This window comes from Serratia bockelmannii, from assembly GCF_051803255.1.
In the GTDB taxonomy this organism is placed as follows: Bacteria; Pseudomonadota; Gammaproteobacteria; order Enterobacterales; family Enterobacteriaceae; genus Serratia; species Serratia bockelmannii.
Window position 1 is genome coordinate 4,805,720 of sequence record NZ_CP196512.1, and the last position, 16,149, is coordinate 4,821,868.

At 51.0% G+C, this 16,149-nt stretch carries 31 protein-coding genes; all 31 read right to left on the reverse strand.

The features are described from left to right. Positions 1-17: 17 nt before the first annotated feature. Complete coding sequence (rplQ, locus tag ACSJLU_RS22785; protein ID WP_004929726.1) at positions 18-407, reverse strand: 50S ribosomal protein L17; 390 nt, start codon at positions 405-407, stop codon at positions 18-20. 40 nt (positions 408-447) lie between these two features. Continuing rightward, positions 448-1,437 carry a DNA-directed RNA polymerase subunit alpha gene (locus ACSJLU_RS22790; protein WP_002919219.1) on the reverse strand — a complete coding sequence of 330 codons (990 nt, stop codon included), beginning with the start codon at positions 1,435-1,437 and terminating at the stop codon, positions 448-450. 25 nt (positions 1,438-1,462) lie between these two features. Next, positions 1,463-2,083: a 30S ribosomal protein S4 gene (rpsD, locus tag ACSJLU_RS22795; protein ID WP_025304496.1), complete on the reverse strand. Its 621-nt coding sequence runs from the start codon at positions 2,081-2,083 to the stop codon at positions 1,463-1,465. Between the two features lie 30 nt (positions 2,084-2,113). Beyond that, a complete protein-coding gene (gene rpsK, locus ACSJLU_RS22800; RefSeq protein ID WP_004929731.1) occupies positions 2,114-2,503 on the reverse strand; it encodes a 30S ribosomal protein S11 in 390 nt (129 codons plus the stop codon). A gap of 16 nt (positions 2,504-2,519) precedes the next feature. Further along, the gene (rpsM, locus tag ACSJLU_RS22805) at positions 2,520-2,876 is read right to left on the reverse strand and encodes a 30S ribosomal protein S13 (RefSeq protein WP_004929734.1); all 357 of its coding nucleotides are present in this window, start codon (positions 2,874-2,876) and stop codon (positions 2,520-2,522) included. 148 nt (positions 2,877-3,024) lie between these two features. Next, positions 3,025-3,141, reverse strand: coding sequence for a 50S ribosomal protein L36 (gene rpmJ, locus ACSJLU_RS22810; protein WP_002227352.1), 117 nt, complete (start codon positions 3,139-3,141; stop codon positions 3,025-3,027). A 33-nt stretch (positions 3,142-3,174) separates the two neighbouring features. Continuing rightward, positions 3,175-4,506 carry a preprotein translocase subunit SecY gene (gene secY / locus ACSJLU_RS22815; RefSeq protein ID WP_004929740.1) on the reverse strand — a complete coding sequence of 444 codons (1,332 nt, stop codon included), beginning with the start codon at positions 4,504-4,506 and terminating at the stop codon, positions 3,175-3,177. A 7-nt stretch (positions 4,507-4,513) separates the two neighbouring features. Further along, positions 4,514-4,948 (reverse strand): 50S ribosomal protein L15, encoded by a 435-nt coding sequence (gene rplO, locus ACSJLU_RS22820; protein ID WP_004929742.1) that lies wholly within the window; start codon positions 4,946-4,948, stop codon positions 4,514-4,516. 3 nt (positions 4,949-4,951) lie between these two features. Beyond that, positions 4,952-5,131 (reverse strand): 50S ribosomal protein L30, encoded by a 180-nt coding sequence (gene rpmD / locus ACSJLU_RS22825; RefSeq protein WP_048232028.1) that lies wholly within the window; start codon positions 5,129-5,131, stop codon positions 4,952-4,954. 6 nt (positions 5,132-5,137) lie between these two features. Then, positions 5,138-5,638, reverse strand: a complete 501-nt coding sequence (rpsE, locus tag ACSJLU_RS22830; protein ID WP_004929747.1) for a 30S ribosomal protein S5 — start codon at positions 5,636-5,638, stop codon at positions 5,138-5,140. 14 nt (positions 5,639-5,652) lie between these two features. Next, the gene (rplR, locus tag ACSJLU_RS22835) at positions 5,653-6,006 is read right to left on the reverse strand and encodes a 50S ribosomal protein L18 (protein WP_004929748.1); all 354 of its coding nucleotides are present in this window, start codon (positions 6,004-6,006) and stop codon (positions 5,653-5,655) included. A 9-nt stretch (positions 6,007-6,015) separates the two neighbouring features. Further along, on the reverse strand, positions 6,016-6,549 hold the full coding sequence (gene rplF / locus ACSJLU_RS22840; protein WP_004929751.1) for a 50S ribosomal protein L6: 534 nt from the start codon (positions 6,547-6,549) through the stop codon (positions 6,016-6,018). A gap of 14 nt (positions 6,550-6,563) precedes the next feature. Then, entirely contained in the window at positions 6,564-6,956 is a 393-nt protein-coding gene (rpsH, locus tag ACSJLU_RS22845; protein WP_004929753.1) for a 30S ribosomal protein S8, read from the reverse strand. A 30-nt stretch (positions 6,957-6,986) separates the two neighbouring features. Next, entirely contained in the window at positions 6,987-7,292 is a 306-nt protein-coding gene (rpsN, locus tag ACSJLU_RS22850; protein WP_004929754.1) for a 30S ribosomal protein S14, read from the reverse strand. A gap of 13 nt (positions 7,293-7,305) precedes the next feature. After that, positions 7,306-7,845 carry a 50S ribosomal protein L5 gene (rplE, locus tag ACSJLU_RS22855; protein WP_004929756.1) on the reverse strand — a complete coding sequence of 180 codons (540 nt, stop codon included), beginning with the start codon at positions 7,843-7,845 and terminating at the stop codon, positions 7,306-7,308. A 14-nt stretch (positions 7,846-7,859) separates the two neighbouring features. Further along, entirely contained in the window at positions 7,860-8,174 is a 315-nt protein-coding gene (gene rplX / locus ACSJLU_RS22860; RefSeq protein ID WP_004929758.1) for a 50S ribosomal protein L24, read from the reverse strand. Positions 8,175-8,183: 9 nt separating this feature from the next. Then, on the reverse strand, positions 8,184-8,555 hold the full coding sequence (rplN, locus tag ACSJLU_RS22865) for a 50S ribosomal protein L14 (protein WP_000613954.1): 372 nt from the start codon (positions 8,553-8,555) through the stop codon (positions 8,184-8,186). 172 nt (positions 8,556-8,727) lie between these two features. Continuing rightward, positions 8,728-8,982 (reverse strand): 30S ribosomal protein S17, encoded by a 255-nt coding sequence (gene rpsQ, locus ACSJLU_RS22870; protein WP_004929760.1) that lies wholly within the window; start codon positions 8,980-8,982, stop codon positions 8,728-8,730. After that, entirely contained in the window at positions 8,983-9,174 is a 192-nt protein-coding gene (gene rpmC, locus ACSJLU_RS22875) for a 50S ribosomal protein L29 (RefSeq protein WP_004929762.1), read from the reverse strand. Continuing rightward, the gene (rplP, locus tag ACSJLU_RS22880) at positions 9,174-9,584 is read right to left on the reverse strand and encodes a 50S ribosomal protein L16 (protein ID WP_004929764.1); all 411 of its coding nucleotides are present in this window, start codon (positions 9,582-9,584) and stop codon (positions 9,174-9,176) included. Before rplP ends, rpmC begins: the two co-directional genes overlap by 1 nt. Positions 9,585-9,596: 12 nt before the next feature. Further along, on the reverse strand, positions 9,597-10,295 hold the full coding sequence (gene rpsC / locus ACSJLU_RS22885; protein WP_004929766.1) for a 30S ribosomal protein S3: 699 nt from the start codon (positions 10,293-10,295) through the stop codon (positions 9,597-9,599). 17 nt (positions 10,296-10,312) lie between these two features. Beyond that, positions 10,313-10,645, reverse strand: a complete 333-nt coding sequence (gene rplV, locus ACSJLU_RS22890) for a 50S ribosomal protein L22 (protein WP_002223844.1) — start codon at positions 10,643-10,645, stop codon at positions 10,313-10,315. A gap of 14 nt (positions 10,646-10,659) precedes the next feature. Continuing rightward, positions 10,660-10,938 (reverse strand): 30S ribosomal protein S19, encoded by a 279-nt coding sequence (rpsS, locus tag ACSJLU_RS22895; RefSeq protein ID WP_004929772.1) that lies wholly within the window; start codon positions 10,936-10,938, stop codon positions 10,660-10,662. 14 nt (positions 10,939-10,952) lie between these two features. Then, positions 10,953-11,777 carry a 50S ribosomal protein L2 gene (gene rplB / locus ACSJLU_RS22900; protein WP_004929775.1) on the reverse strand — a complete coding sequence of 275 codons (825 nt, stop codon included), beginning with the start codon at positions 11,775-11,777 and terminating at the stop codon, positions 10,953-10,955. Positions 11,778-11,795: 18 nt separating this feature from the next. Beyond that, a complete protein-coding gene (rplW, locus tag ACSJLU_RS22905) occupies positions 11,796-12,098 on the reverse strand; it encodes a 50S ribosomal protein L23 (protein WP_004951179.1) in 303 nt (100 codons plus the stop codon). Next, entirely contained in the window at positions 12,095-12,700 is a 606-nt protein-coding gene (rplD, locus tag ACSJLU_RS22910; RefSeq protein WP_004929779.1) for a 50S ribosomal protein L4, read from the reverse strand. The genes rplW and rplD overlap by 4 nt, the downstream gene beginning before the upstream one ends. A 10-nt stretch (positions 12,701-12,710) precedes the next feature. Then, the gene (gene rplC / locus ACSJLU_RS22915; RefSeq protein WP_015379265.1) at positions 12,711-13,340 is read right to left on the reverse strand and encodes a 50S ribosomal protein L3; all 630 of its coding nucleotides are present in this window, start codon (positions 13,338-13,340) and stop codon (positions 12,711-12,713) included. Positions 13,341-13,372: 32 nt separating this feature from the next. After that, the gene (rpsJ, locus tag ACSJLU_RS22920; protein ID WP_001181005.1) at positions 13,373-13,684 is read right to left on the reverse strand and encodes a 30S ribosomal protein S10; all 312 of its coding nucleotides are present in this window, start codon (positions 13,682-13,684) and stop codon (positions 13,373-13,375) included. 385 nt (positions 13,685-14,069) lie between these two features. Then, entirely contained in the window at positions 14,070-14,549 is a 480-nt protein-coding gene (gene bfr, locus ACSJLU_RS22925) for a bacterioferritin (protein ID WP_060424586.1), read from the reverse strand. A 73-nt stretch (positions 14,550-14,622) separates the two neighbouring features. Then, positions 14,623-14,817 (reverse strand): bacterioferritin-associated ferredoxin, encoded by a 195-nt coding sequence (gene bfd / locus ACSJLU_RS22930; RefSeq protein WP_015379266.1) that lies wholly within the window; start codon positions 14,815-14,817, stop codon positions 14,623-14,625. A 132-nt stretch (positions 14,818-14,949) separates the two neighbouring features. Beyond that, the gene (gene tuf, locus ACSJLU_RS22935) at positions 14,950-16,134 is read right to left on the reverse strand and encodes an elongation factor Tu (RefSeq protein WP_015376315.1); all 1,185 of its coding nucleotides are present in this window, start codon (positions 16,132-16,134) and stop codon (positions 14,950-14,952) included. Between the last annotated feature and the right edge of the window lie 15 nt (positions 16,135-16,149).

Sequence of the window (16,149 nt, forward strand, 5' to 3'; positions counted from 1 at the left end):
TTTTACGCGTCTACAGATTACTCTGCAGTTGCCACTTCTGCTTGAGACTCAGCACGATCAACCAGCTCGATGTATGCCATCGGCGCGTTGTCGCCTGCGCGGAAGCCACACTTCAGAATGCGAGTGTAACCACCGGCACGGCTCGCGAAACGCGGGCCCAGCTCGTTAAACAGTTTTGCCACGATCTCGTTATCACGAGTACGGGCGAATGCCAGACGACGATTAGCTACGCTGTCGGTCTTGGCAAGAGTAATCAGCGGCTCAACAACGCGACGCAGCTCTTTTGCTTTTGGCAGGGTCGTCTTGATGATCTCATGACGAACCAAAGAGCCGGCCATGTTACGGAACATAGCCTGGCGATGGCTGCTGTTACGGTTCAGTTGACGACCACTCTTACGATGGCGCATGACCTTATCCTTCTCAGTAAAACCTTAACCTGTGATCCGGTTACTCGTCAGCAATGCTTGCCGGCGGCCAGTTTTCCAGGCGCATGCCCAGAGACAGACCACGTGAGGCCAGCACGTCTTTAATCTCGGTAAGAGATTTTTTACCCAGGTTTGGCGTTTTCAGCAACTCAACCTCGGTACGCTGTACCAGATCACCGATGTAGTGGATAGCTTCTGCCTTGAGGCAGTTAGCAGAGCGGACAGTCAATTCCAGATCGTCAACAGGGCGCAGCAAGATCGGATCGAACTCTGGTTTCTCTTCTTTAACTTCCGGCTGACGTACATCACGCAGGTCAACGAAAGCTTCAAGTTGTTCAGCCAGAATGGTGGCCGCACGGCGGATCGCCTCTTCAGGATCGATCGTGCCATTGGTCTCCATCTCGATGACCAGCTTATCCAAGTCAGTACGCTGTTCTACACGCGCAGCTTCAACATTGTAGGCGATACGCTCTACAGGGCTGTAGCAGGCGTCAACCAACAGACGACCGATTGGGCGCTCATCTTCTTCCGAATGAATTCGGGCAGAAGCCGGCACATAACCGCGACCGCGCTGAACTTTGATACGCATGCTGATAGCCGCGTTCTCATCAGTCAGGTGGCAAATCACGTGCTGAGGCTTGACGATTTCGACATCACCATCATGGGTGATGTCGGCAGCGGTCACAGGGCCAATGCCAGATTTATTCAGGGTAAGAATAACTTCGTCTTTGCCTTGAACTCTCACCGCCAGCCCTTTCAGGTTGAGCAGGATCTCCAGGATATCTTCCTGTACGCCTTCTTTGGTGCTGTACTCATGCAGTACACCATCAATCTCAACCTCGGTCACCGCGCAACCCGGCATAGATGAAAGCAGAATACGGCGCAGTGCGTTGCCAAGAGTATGGCCAAAGCCACGCTCTAAAGGCTCAAGGGTCACCTTGGCGTGCGTCGAACTGACTTGCTCGATATCTACCAGGCGCGGTTTTAGAAACTCTGTCACAGAACCCTGCATTGTGTCCTCTCTTTGGTACTAAGCTTTACTTGGAGTAAAGCTCGACGATCAGGTGTTCGTTAATGTCCGCAGACAGATCGGTACGTTCAGGCATACGCTTGAACACGCCTTCCATCTTAGCAGCATCAACTTCCAGCCAAGTCGGCTTTTCACGCTGCTCAGCCAGCTCCAGAGAAGCTTTAACACGAGACTGCTTTTTAGCTTTCTCGCGGATGCTGACTACGTCATTCGGAGATACCTGATAAGAAGCGATGTTAACAACGTGACCGTTTACCATAACTGCTTTGTGGCTAACCAGCTGACGTGACTCTGCACGAGTAGCGCCGAAGCCCATACGGTAAACAACGTTGTCCAGACGACCTTCCAGCAGCTGCAACAGGTTTTCACCGGTGTTGCCCTTCAGGCGGGTTGCTTCTTTGTAATAGTTACGGAATTGACGCTCCAGAATGCCGTACATACGGCGAACTTTCTGCTTCTCACGCAACTGAACACCGTAATCAGACAGACGCGGTTTACGCGCACCGTGCTGACCAGGTGCTTGTTCAATTTTACACTTGGAATCGATCGCGCGAACGCCAGACTTAAGGAACAGGTCTGTGCCCTCACGACGGCTCAGCTTGAGCTTAGGACCCAAATATCTTGCCATTTTCTTTCTCCAACAATCCTAAAAGCTGCGTTACACGCGGCGCTTTTTCGGCGGACGACAACCGTTATGAGGGATCGGAGTCACATCAGTAATATTAGTGATGCGGAAACCAGCCGCGTTCAGAGCGCGGATAGTAGACTCACGACCAGGACCAGGTCCTTTAACCATAACTTCCAGGTTCTTGATACCGTATTCTTTTACTGCGTCGGCACAACGTTCTGCTGCAACCTGTGCTGCGAACGGAGTGGACTTACGAGAACCACGGAAACCGGAACCACCGGCTGTTGCCCAACCCAAAGCATTACCCTGACGATCAGTGATGGTAACGATGGTGTTGTTGAAAGAAGCATGGATATGAGCCACGCCGTCAGAGACTTGCTTTCTTACACGCTTACGTGTACGAACAGGTGCCTTTGCCATTATTCAATAACCCCGATTATTTCTTGATCGGCTTGCGCGGACCCTTACGGGTACGAGCGTTGGTCTTGGTGCGCTGACCGCGTACCGGCAGACCACGACGATGACGCAAACCACGATAGCAACCAAGGTCCATAAGACGCTTGATGCTCAGGGTAATTTCACGACGCAAATCACCCTCAACGGTGTATTTGGCAACTGCATCACGAAGCTTTTCGATTTGCTCTTCAGACAGCTCACTGATCTTAACATTTTCAGCAATACCCGTGGATGCACAGATAGCCTGTGAACGGGTTTTACCGATACCGAAGATCGACGTTAAGGCGATAACGGTATGTTTATGATCAGGAATGTTAATGCCTGCTATACGGGCCACTATGCACTCCTACTATTTTATACAGCAACACCATTCTGAAAAGCCCGTTTTCAGGATACTCAAATAATGTTGCAGTGCGACATACAAAAGATTGGCTGGCTAATCTAGCCAGCTCAACCCAACTTTGCAAGAAAAATATGCGAGATAATCAGCCTTGACGCTGTTTATGCTTCGGCTCGGCGCTGCAAATCACACGAACGACACCGTTACGCTTAACGATTTTGCAGTTACGACATAATTTCTTGACGGAAGCACGAACTTTCATTTTTACTCTCCGTAACTTCTCAAACGAATCTGACTAGCGGTTATAGCCTTTCAGATTTGCTTTCTTCAATGCAGACTCGTACTGACTTGACATCATCAGAGTTTGCACTTGAGCCATAAAGTCCATGATGACGACAACCACGATCAGTAGCGAGGTACCACCAAAGTAGAATGGTACTTTCATTGCATCACGCATGAACTCCGGGATCAGGCAGATGAAAGTAATGTACATCGCGCCCACCAGGGTTAAACGCGTCATTACTTTATCGATATACTTCGCCGTTTGCTCTCCCGGACGAATTCCTGGTACGAAGGCACCGGACTTCTTCAGGTTATCTGCTGTCTCACGCGGGTTGAAAACCAACGCCGTGTAGAAGAAACAGAAGAAGATGATTGCAGACGCATAGAGTAACACATAAAGCGGTTGCCCTGGCTGCAAATACAGCGAAATCGTAGTCAGCCAGTTCCAACCGGTACCGCCCCCAAACCATGATGCAATCGTGGCCGGGAACAGAATAATGCTGGAAGCGAAAATCGCCGGGATAACACCCGCCATGTTCACTTTCAACGGTAAATGTGTACTCTGTGCTGCATAAACACGACGACCTTGTTGACGCTTCGCATAGTTAACGACGATACGACGTTGACCACGCTCGATGAAAACAACGAAGAAGGTTACTGCAAACACCAATACTGCAACCAACAGCAGCAGGAGGAAGTGCAGGTCGCCTTGCCGCGCTTGCTCGATAGTATGGGCCACTGCCGGCGGGAGCCCCGCTACAATACCCGCGAAGATAATGATCGAGATACCGTTGCCGATACCGCGCTCAGTAATCTGCTCACCCAGCCACATCAGGAACATTGTCCCGGTTACCAGGCTCACAACCGCAGTAAAGTAGAATGCAAAGCCTGGGTTTAACACCAGGCCCTGCATACCAGGCATATTCGGCAGACCGGTAGCAATACCAATCGACTGGAATATGGCCAATACCAGCGTACCGTAACGGGTGTACTGGCTAATCTTGCGACGGCCAGCCTCCCCTTCTTTCTTGATTTCCGCCAACGCTGGATGAACCACCGTCAGCAGCTGGATAATGATCGATGCCGAGATATACGGCATGATCCCCAGAGCAAAGATAGAAGCACGGCTGAGGGCACCACCAGAGAACATGTTAAACATTTCAATGATAGTGCCTCTCTGCTGCTCAAGCAATTTGGCAAGCACAGTGGCATCGATACCAGGAATCGGAATGAAAGAGCCGATGCGGAAGACAATCAGCGCGCCGATGACAAACAAAAGTCTGCGCTTCAGCTCGCCGAGCCCGCCTTTAGCACTTTGAAAATCTAATCCTGGTTGCTTAGCCATCTGCTACTTATTCCTCAATTTTACCGCCAGCAGCCTCGATAGCAGCACGAGCGCCTTTGGTGACACGCAGACCACGCAGGGTTACCGGACGAGCGACTTCGCCAGAAAGTACAACTTTCGCGAATTCGATCTGGACACCAACTACGTTAGCGGCTTTCAGCGCGTTCAGGTCGATAACATCGCCTTCAACCAGAGCCAGTTCAGACAGACGAACTTCTGCCGTGATCATCGCTTTGCGTGAAGTGAAGCCGAATTTCGGCAGACGACGGTACAGAGGCATCTGACCACCTTCAAAACCACGACGTACGCCACCGCCAGAACGAGACTTCTGACCTTTGTGACCACGGCCGCCGGTTTTACCCAGGCCAGAACCAATACCACGACCTACACGCTTAGGCGCATGCTTGGCACCTTCAGCCGGAGACAGAGTATTTAAACGCATCTGTTACTCCTCAACTTTAACCATGTAGGAAACCAGGTTGACCATACCGCGAACAGCAGGAGTATCCTCGCGCTCTACGGTGTGACCAATACGACGCAGACCCAGACCGAGCAGAGTAGCTTTATGCTTCGGCAGACGGCCAATTGAGCTGCGAGTTTGTGTAACTTTAATAGTCTTAGCCATGGTCAATTACCCCAGAATGTCGGCAACGGATTTACCACGCTTAGCAGCGACCATTTCAGGAGACTTCATATTCGCCAGAGCGTCGATAGTTGCACGAACCACGTTGATCGGGTTGGTGGAACCATAAGCTTTAGCCAATACGTTGTGCACCCCAGCAACTTCGAGAACGGCGCGCATTGCACCACCCGCGATGATACCGGTACCTTCATGAGCAGGCTGCATGAACACGCGAGAACCCGTGTGAGCGCCCTTAACAGGGTGCTGCAGGGTGCCGCTGTTCAGCGCGACGTTCATCATGTTGCGACGGGCTTTTTCCATCGCTTTCTGGATCGCTGCTGGAACTTCGCGTGCTTTGCCGTAGCCAAAACCAACGCGACCGTTACCATCACCAACTACAGTCAGTGCGGTAAAGCTGAAAATACGGCCACCTTTTACGGTTTTAGATACGCGGTTTACCGCGATCAGCTTTTCCTGCAGTTCGCCAGCTTGTTTTTCGATGTGAGCCATCTTAAACCTCTTCCTTAGAACTGAAGGCCAGCTTCACGGGCAGCATCTGCCAGTGCCTGGACTCGACCATGATATTGGAAACCGGAACGGTCAAAGGATACTTTCGCAATCCCTTTTTCCAACGCGCGCTCAGCCAGAGCTTTACCTACGGCTGCTGCTGCGTCTTTGTTACCGGAATACTTCAGTTGCTCCGCGATAGCTTTTTCTAAAGTAGAAGCGGCTACCAGTACTTCAGAACCGTTTGGAGCAATCACCTGTGCGTAAATATGACGCGGGGTACGATGTACCACCAGGCGGGTTGCACCCAGCTCTTGGAGCTTGCGGCGTGCGCGGGTCGCACGACGGATACGAGCAGATTTCTTATCCATAGTGTTACCTTACTTCTTCTTAGCCTCTTTGGTACGCACGACTTCGTCGGCGTAACGAACACCTTTGCCTTTGTAAGGCTCAGGACGACGGTAAGCGCGCAGATCTGCTGCTACCTGGCCAATAACCTGCTTATCAGCGCCTTTCAGCACGATTTCAGTTTGGCTTGGGCATTCAGCAGTGATACCTGCCGGCAGCTGGTGATCGATAGGGTGAGAGAAGCCCAGGGCCAAATTCACCACGTTGCCTTTAACGGCAGCACGATAACCAACACCTACCAGTTGAAGCTTTTTGGTGAAGCCTTCGGTAACACCAACAACCATTGCGTTCAGCAGAGCGCGCGTGGTACCCGCTTGAGCCCATGCGTTAGCAAAACCTTCGCGCGGAGCGAAAGTCAGTGCGTTAGCTTCTTGCTTCACTTCAACGGCGTCGTGGATAGTACGAGTCAACTCGCCGTTTTTACCCTTAATCGAAATAACCTGACCGTTGAGTTTTACCTCTACGCCGGCAGGAATGACGACGGGTGCTTTTGCAACACGAGACATTCTTTCCTCCCGAATTAAGCTACGTAGCAGATAATCTCGCCACCAAGACCAGCCTGGCGAGCTGCACGATCGGTCATAACACCTTTAGAGGTAGAAACAACAGCGATACCCAAACCGGCCATAACTTTTGGCAGCTCATCTTTTTTCTTGTAGATGCGCAGACCTGGACGGCTGATACGTTGAATGCTTTCTACCACAGCTTTGCCCTGGAAGTACTTCAGTACCAGTTCCAGAACAGGCTTGGCGTCGCCTTCGATTTTGAAATCTTCAATAAAACCTTCTTCCTTCAGCACGTTGGCAATTGCCACTTTCAGCTTGGAGGAAGGCATGGTGACCGCAACTTTGTTCGCGGCTTGACCGTTACGGATACGGGTCAGCATATCCGCGATCGGATCTTGCATGCTCATCTGTCTTTACTCCCGTGATTCAATTGGTAATTACCAGCTAGCCTTTTTCAAGCCTGGTACTTCACCGCGCATAGCGGCTTCACGAAGCTTAATACGGCTCAACCCGAATTTGCCCACATAACCATGTGGACGGCCAGTTTGGCGGCAGCGTTTACGCTGACGAGACGGGCTGGAATCACGCGGCAGAGTTTGCAGCTTGAGAACGGCATTCCAACGATCTTCATCGGATGCGTTCACATCAGAGATAATAGCTTTCAGTTCAGCGCGTTTTGCAAAGAACTTGTCAGCTAATTTCACGCGCTTGACTTCGCGTGCTTTCATTGATTGCTTAGCCATCAGTAACCCTGCCTTACTTGCGGAACGGGAAGTTAAAAGCAGCCAGCAGCGCGCGGCCTTCATCATCAGATTTCGCAGTAGTGGTAATGGTAATATCCAAACCACGAACGCGATCGACTTTGTCGTAGTCGATTTCTGGGAAGATGATTTGCTCACGCACGCCCATGCTGTAGTTGCCACGGCCATCGAATGACTTGGCGGACAGGCCACGGAAGTCACGGATACGTGGAACAGCAATGGAGATCAGACGCTCAAAGAACTCCCACATGCGTTCGCCACGCAGAGTTACTTTACAGCCGATCGGATAGCCCTGACGGATTTTGAAGCCTGCAACAGATTTGCGGGCTTTGGTGATCAACGGTTTTTGACCGGAGATAGCTGCCAGGTCCGCTGCGGCGTTATCCAGCAGTTTCTTGTCAGCAATCGCTTCACCAACACCCATGTTCAGGGTGATCTTCTCGACCCGAGGGACTTGCATGACAGAGTTGTAATCAAACTGAGACATCAGTTGTTTGACTACCTCGTCTTTGTAGTAATCATGCAGTTTCGCCATCGTATTACTCCAAATTACTTGATAGTTTCGCTGTTAGACTTGAAGAAACGGACTTTTTTGCCGTCTTCGAATCTAAAGCCTACACGGTCAGCCTTGCCGGTAGCCGCGTTGAAGATAGCAATGTTAGAAACCTGAATTGCAGCTTCTTTTTCAACAATGCCGCCTGGTTGGTTCAGAGCCGGAACCGGCTTCTGGTGTTTCTTAACCAGGTTGATGCCTTCAACAATGACCTTGCCAGCAGACAGGACATTTTTTACTTTACCGCGCTTACCTTTGTCTTTCCCGGTAATCACGATAACTTCGTCATCACGACGGATCTTCGCTGCCATGTTCGCTCCTTAGAGTACTTCTGGTGCCAGAGAGATAATTTTCATGAACTTCTCATTACGCAGTTCACGAGTTACCGGCCCAAAAATACGCGTACCGATAGGCTGCTCGCTGTTATTGTTCAAAATAACGCATGCATTGCCATCGAAGCGAATGACAGAACCGTCCGGGCGACGTACACCCTTCTTGGTGCGCACCACTACCGCCTTCAGAACATCGCCTTTCTTCACCTTACCGCGAGGAATTGCTTCCTTGATGGTAATTTTGATGATGTCGCCGACGCCTGCGTAGCGACGGTGCGAGCCACCTAGAACCTTGATACACATTACGCGACGTGCACCGGAGTTGTCGGCGACGTTCAGCATAGTCTGTTCTTGGATCATTTTAGTGCTCCGCTAATGTCAACTACTACTTTAAAGACCCAAGTAAAAATTAGGCCGTTGAAAAGCCCCATAACCGAGGGCGCAGCATTATAACACCGCTTACTTGGTATGGGTAGAAAAAATAAACGGCTCATTTTCTGAGCCGTTTATTAAGTGAGAGCCAGCTACTCTATTACAGAATCGCTTTCTCTACAACGCGAACCAACGTCCAGGACTTAGTCTTGGACAGTGGGCGGCATTCGCGGATTTCCACCACGTCGCCGGTACCACATTCGTTGTTCTCGTCATGTACGTGCAGCTTGGTCGTACGTTTGATGAATTTCCCATAGATCGGGTGCTTCACAGTACGTTCGATAGCAACAACGATGGATTTCTCCATTTTATCGCTAACAACACGACCCTGCAGGGTACGGATAACTTCAGTCATTTACACACCCGCCTTTTGAGTCAGTAAAGTCTTAACGCGTGCGACGTCACGACGCACTTGTTTCAACAGGTGAGTTTGTTGCAGCTGGCCACTGGCCGCCTGCATGCGCAAGTTGAATTGCTCACGCAGCAGGTTGAGCAGCTCGGCATTCAGCTCTTCAACGCTTTTTTCACGCAGCTCTTGTGCTTTCATTACATCACCGTCTTAGTTACAAAGGTGGTTTTGATCGGCAGTTTCGCTGCTGCCAGTTTGAATGCCTCGCGGGCAACCTCTTCTGGCACGCCGTCCATTTCGTACAGGACCTTACCAGGCTGGATCAGGGCAACCCAATACTCCACGTTACCCTTACCTTTACCCATACGCACTTCCAGCGGCTTCTCGGTGATCGGTTTGTCCGGGAATACACGGATCCAGATCTTGCCTTGACGCTTAACTGCACGAGTCATTGCACGACGAGCTGCTTCGATTTGACGAGCAGTCAGACGGCCACGGCCAACAGCTTTCAGACCGAAAGTGCCGAAGCTAACATCCGTACCTTGCGCCAGACCACGGTTGCGGCCCTTGTGCACCTTACGGAATTTTGTACGCTTTGGTTGTAACATCAGCGACTCTCCTTACTTGCGGCCTTTACGCTGCTGCTTTTTAGGTTGAGCAGCCGGTTCCGGTTGTTCAACTGCAGCCATACCACCCAGGATCTCACCTTTGAAGATCCATACCTTAACGCCGATTACACCATAAGTGGTGTGCGCTTCAGATGTGTTGTAGTCGATGTCCGCACGCAGAGTGTGCAATGGAACACGACCTTCGCGGTACCATTCGGTACGTGCGATTTCAGCGCCGCCAAGACGGCCGCTTACTTCAACTTTGATACCTTTAGCGCCAAGACGCATTGCGTTCTGTACTGCACGCTTCATAGCACGACGGAACATAACGCGACGTTCCAGCTGAGAAGTGATGCTGTCAGCAACCAATTTAGCGTCGAGTTCCGGTTTACGGACTTCGGCGATGTTGATCTGTGCAGGAACGCCAGCGATGTCCGCTACGACCTTGCGCAGTTTTTCGACGTCTTCACCTTTCTTGCCGATAACGATGCCTGGGCGAGCAGTGTGAATGGTCACACGGATGCTCTTCGCAGGACGCTCGATAACGATGCGAGAAACGGAAGCTTTCGACAGTTCCTTAGTCAGGAATTGACGAACTTTAAAGTCGCTGTCCAGGTTGTCAGCGAATTCTTTGGTATTCGCATACCAAGTAGAGTTCCAAGGTTTGACAATACCCAGGCGAATACCATTAGGATGTACTTTCTGACCCATTGCTAGTCTCCAGAGTCTCAGCGATCGGACACAACCACAGTAATGTGGCTGGTGCGCTTCAGGATGCGATCTGCACGACCTTTCGCACGCGGCATAATGCGCTTCATGCTTGGGCCTTCGTCTACGAAGATTTTCGTAACTTTCAGATCATCGATGTCAGCGCCATCGTTGTGTTCTGCGTTAGCAATGGCAGACTCCAGCACTTTCTTAACCAGACCAGCAGCTTTCTTGTTGGTGTAGGTCAGAGTTTCCAGAGCTTGCGACACTTTCTTACCGCGAATCAGGTCAGCAACAAGGCGAACCTTCTGAGCAGAAGAACGAGCGTGGCGATGTTTAGCGATAGTTTCCATCTCTTCCTCCTACCTTAGCGCTTTTTAGCTTTTTTATCAGCCGCATGGCCGCGATAAGTACGAGTCGGCGCGAATTCACCCAGTTTGTGACCGACCATTTCATCGGAAACGAACACTGGTACGTGCTGACGACCATTATGGACAGCGATGGTCAAACCGATCATGTTAGGAAAGATCGTTGAACGACGGGACCAAGTGCGCAAAGGCTTCTTGTCACCGCTTTCCACCGCTTTCTCTACCTTCTTCAGCAAGTGCAGGTCAATAAAAGGACCTTTCTTGAGAGAACGTGGCATGGCTTATCCTCTAATTATTTTTTGCTACGGCGACGTACGATGAACTTATCAGTACGCTTGTTGCTACGGGTCTTCTTACCTTTGGTCTGAACGCCCCACGGAGTTACCGGGTGCTTACCAAAGTTACGACCTTCACCACCACCGTGCGGGTGATCTACCGGGTTCATCGCCGTACCGCGAACGGTAGGACGAACACCACGCCAACGTGCAGCACCTGCTTTACCCAGAACGCGAAGCATGTGTTCAGCGTTACCGACTTCACCCAGGGTGGCGCGGCAATCAGCTGGAACTTTACGCATTTCGCCAGAGCGCAGACGCAGAGTTACGTAGGAACCATCACGAGCAACGATCTGAACGTAGGCACCAGCGGAGCGAGCCATCTGGCCGCCTTTACCTGGTTTCATTTCTACGTTGTGAACCGTTGAACCAACTGGAATGTTGCGCATCGGCAGGGTGTTGCCCGCTTTGATTGCAGCATCAACGCCAGATTGAATCTGGTCACCAGCTTTCAGGCCTTTCGGCGCCAGGATGTAACGGCGTTCGCCGTCTTTGTACAGAACCAGCGCGATGTTCGCGGAACGGTTCGGATCGTACTCCAGACGCTCAACCACAGCAGGGATACCGTCTTTGTTGCGCTTGAAGTCAACCAGACGATAATGTTGCTTGTGGCCACCACCGATATGACGGGTGGTGATACGGCCATTGTTGTTACGACCACCGCTTTTGCTCAGTTTTTCCAGCAGCGGGGCATAAGGTTTACCCTTGTGCAGCTCAGGGTTAACCACTTTAACAACGTGGCGACGACCCGGAGATGTAGGTTTACATTTAACAATTGCCATTGTTCTTACTCCTCCGACTTACTCTGCGCCGCCGATGAAGTCCAGATTCTGGCCTTCTTTCAGGGTGACGTAAGCTTTTTTCCAGTCGCTACGACGACCAACACGCTGACCGTGACGCTTCACTTTCCCTTTAACTACCAGGGTGTTCACGTCTTCGACTTCGACTTCAAACAGTTTCTGCACTGCAGCTTTGATTTCTGCTTTGGTCGCGTCTTTGGCAACTTTGAGAACGATGGTGTTGCTTTTTTCCATCGCAGCGGATGCTTTTTCAGATACGTGCGGTGCACGCAGCACTTTCAGCAAACGTTCTTCACGGATCATGCCAGCATCTCCTCAACTTGCTTCACAGCATCAGCAGTCATAACCACTTTGTCGAAGGCGATCAGGCTAACCGGATCGATACCTGCTACATCGCGCACGTCAACCTTGTACAGGTTGCGAGCTGCCAGGAACAGATTCTCATCCAGTTCACCGGTCACGATCAGCACGTCTTCCAGAGCCATATCTTTCAGTTTCTGTGCCAGCAGCTTAGTTTTAGGCGCTTCTACAGAGAACTTCTCGACAACGATCAGACGATCTTGACGTACCAGCTCGGACAGGATGCTTTTCAGCGCGCCGCGGTACATCTTTTTGTTTACTTTCTGACTGTGGTCCTGTGGCTTAGCAGCAAAGGTCACGCCGCCTGAACGCCAGATCGGGCTCTTTACAGAACCTGAACGCGCACGGCCGGTGCCTTTCTGACGCCATGGCTTTTTGCCGGAACCAGTTACTTCAGCACGGGTCTTCTGAGCACGAGTACCTTGACGGGCACCTGCTGCATAAGCAACAACAACCTGGTGTACCAGCGCTTCGTTGAAATCACGACCGAAGGTAGTTTCGGAAACAGTCAGCGCGCTTTGCGCGTCTTTCAATACTAATTCCATTGCTATCCCCTTACGCCTTCACAGCTGGTTTAACGATCAGGTTGCCACCGGTTGCGCCCGGTACAGCACCCTTAACCAGCAGCAGGTTGCGCTCAGCGTCAACACGTACTACGTCCAGGCTCTGAACGGTTACGCGCTCATCACCCAGGTGGCCAGCCATTTTCTTGCCTTTGAACACTTTGCCCGGAGTCTGGTTCTGACCGATAGAACCCGGAACGCGGTGAGACAAGGAGTTACCGTGGGTAGCGTCTTGGGTACGGAAGTTCCAGCGCTTAACAGTGCCAGCAAAACCTTTACCTTTAGAAGTACCGGTAACATCGACTTTTTTAACGTCAGCGAAGATTTCTACGCTAATTTCCTGACCTGCAGCGAACTCTTGACCTTCTTCAAGGCGGAATTCCCACAGACCACGGCCAGCTTCAACGCCAGCTTTAGCGAAATGGCCCGCTTCCGGCTTGGTTACACGGTTAGCTTTTTTGCTACCAGTGGTAACCTGAACGGCACGGTAACCGTCGGTGTCCAGGCTTTTAACCTGAGTCACGCGGTTCGCTTCAATTTCAATTACGGTTACTGGGATAGAAACGCCATCTTCAGTGAAGATACGGGTCATACCCACTTTTTTACCGACTAAACCAATCATTGTTTCAACCTCTCAATCGCTCAATGACCTGATTAACCCAGGCTGATCTGCACGTCTACACCGGCAGCCAGATCCAGACGCATCAGAGCATCAACGGTTTTCTCGGTTGGCTCAACGATGTCAACCAGACGCTTGTGAGTGCGAATCTCGTACTGATCGCGCGCGTCTTTGTTGACGTGCGGAGAGATCAGAACGGTAAAGCGCTCTTTGCGAGTTGGCAGCGGGATCGGACCACGGACTTGCGCACCAGTGCGCTTTGCAGTCTCGACGATTTCCGCGGTTGATTGATCGATCAGACGATGATCAAACGCTTTCAGGCGGATACGGATTCTTTGGTTCTGCATGAGACCAGAGCTCCAATTATTTATAAACGTAAATAATTACTCCTCACACCCATTTCGATTGATGGGGGAGTGTAATCGTCAACATATAACCCCCATATCGGGAGTATTGTTCGAAAGGCAAAAAAGGCCTGCCAATCGACTGATTCGCTAAAATCAGGCTTACCAAGATTAGGTAAGCCCGCGCATTATACGCAAAATGGCCCAGGAAGCAAGCCGCAGTTGGAAATATGCTCAGGAAATCGTCATTTTTGCGCGTTCAGTGTCAGTTTGTGGGTTAGCACGGTGAGCAGGGAATGAATTATGCTTAGGGCGGGTTGAGCTCTCCCCTGCCCCGCCGTGAAAACGGCCGCCGGCAGGAGAGGCAATGGCGAATAGGCTGAAGGCTTTACTCTTTGCGCTCCAAAACCTGCGCCTGGGCATAGTTTTGAATACCGAGGCGAGCGATGAGGTCCAGCTCGGTTTCCAGCCAGTCGATATGTTCTTCTTCATCGGCCAGGATATCGATCATCAAATCGCGGCTGACATAATCGTGAATAGAATCGGCATAGGCGATACCTTCACGCAGGTTCTTGGCACCAGCCAGCTCCAGAGCCAGATCGGAACGCAGCATCTCTTCAATGTCTTCGCCGATGTTCAGCTTGCCGAGATCTTGCAGGTTAGGAAGCCCTTCCAGGAACAGGATACGCTCGATGTAGCGATCGGCATGTTTCATTTCGTCGATCGACTCGTGGTATTCCTTGTCGTTGAGGCGCATTAAGCCCCAATTCTTGAACATGCGGGCGTGCAGGAAATATTGATTGATGGCAACCAGCTCGTTGCCGAGCAGCTTGTTGAGGTGAGCAATGATCTTTTTATCGCCTTTCATAGGTAACTCCTCCTGGCCAGTTCTAAAAGTGTAGAACCTGTAAGCCAAGAGTCAAAAATAACCTTACCCTTTGTTAGGCAACTTCATGCATTGGGATGATAGTTCCGCGTTCCTCCACCATAATCTGTCTTGCCTGACGAATGCACTTTCCACAATCGGTACCAATCGGCACAAGTTCACGCAGCTGCTTCATGGTATGGGGATTGTGCTGACGCACCGCATTACGGATCGCTTTGTCAGTCACCGCATTACACAGACATACATACATAGAGAGACTCACTTCTTAACCAATGCATTGAGTCTAAATAGGAATGGTTTTTATTTCAATTAAGATTTGAGCAAATTGCATAAAAAAAGGGCACCGAAGTGCCCCTTTTTTGTGTCGAAAAATTATTCGCGATTAAGCGATAACTTTAGCAACAACACCAGCGCCTACAGTACGGCCGCCTTCACGGATTGCGAAACGCAGACCGTCGTCCATCGCGATTGGGTGAATCAGGGTGACAACCATGTTCACGTTGTCGCCTGGCATTACCATCTCTACGCCTTCTGGCAGTTCGATGGTACCGGTCACGTCAGTAGTACGGAAGTAGAACTGTGGACGGTAACCTTTGAAGAATGGCGTGTGACGACCACCTTCATCTTTGCTCAGGATGTACACTTCAGATTCGAACTGGGTGTGCGGCTTGATGGAGCCTGGTTTAGCCAGTACCTGACCACGTTCGATTTCTTCACGTTTGATACCACGCAGCAGAACACCTACGTTCTCACCAGCACGGCCTTCGTCCAGCAGTTTGCGGAACATTTCAACGCCAGTACAGGTAGACTTAACGGTGTCTTTGATACCAACGATTTCAACTTCTTCGCCAACTTTGATGATACCGCGCTCAACACGACCGGTAACAACGGTACCACGACCGGAGATGGAGAATACGTCTTCGATTGGCAGCAGGAACGGCTTGTCGATAGCACGCTCTGGCTCTGGGATGTAGCTGTCCAGGGCTTCGGCCAGTTCGATGATTTTCGCTTCCCACTCAGCTTCGCCTTCCAGCGCTTTCAGCGCGGAACCGCGGATCACTGGCAGGTCATCGCCTGGGAAGTCGTACGCGGACAGCAGTTCGCGAACTTCCATTTCTACCAGTTCCAGCAGCTCTTCATCATCAACCATGTCGCATTTGTTCATGAATACGATGATGAAAGGAACGCCAACCTGACGACCCAGCAGGATGTGCTCACGAGTCTGAGGCATTGGGCCGTCAGTCGCAGCTACTACCAGGATCGCGCCGTCCATCTGAGCAGCACCGGTGATCATGTTTTTCACGTAGTCGGCGTGCCCTGGGCAGTCAACGTGCGCGTAGTGACGAGTCGGGGTGTCATACTCAACGTGAGAGGTGTTGATGGTGATACCACGAGCTTTTTCTTCTGGCGCGTTATCGATCTGGTCGAAAGCACGTGCAGAACCGCCGTAGGTTTTAGCCAGAACGGTGGTGATCGCTGCAGTCAGGGTAGTTTTACCGTGGTCAACGTGGCCGATAGTACCAACGTTAACGTGCGGTTTTGTACGTTCAAATTTTTCTTTAGACACGGCTATATTCCTTAC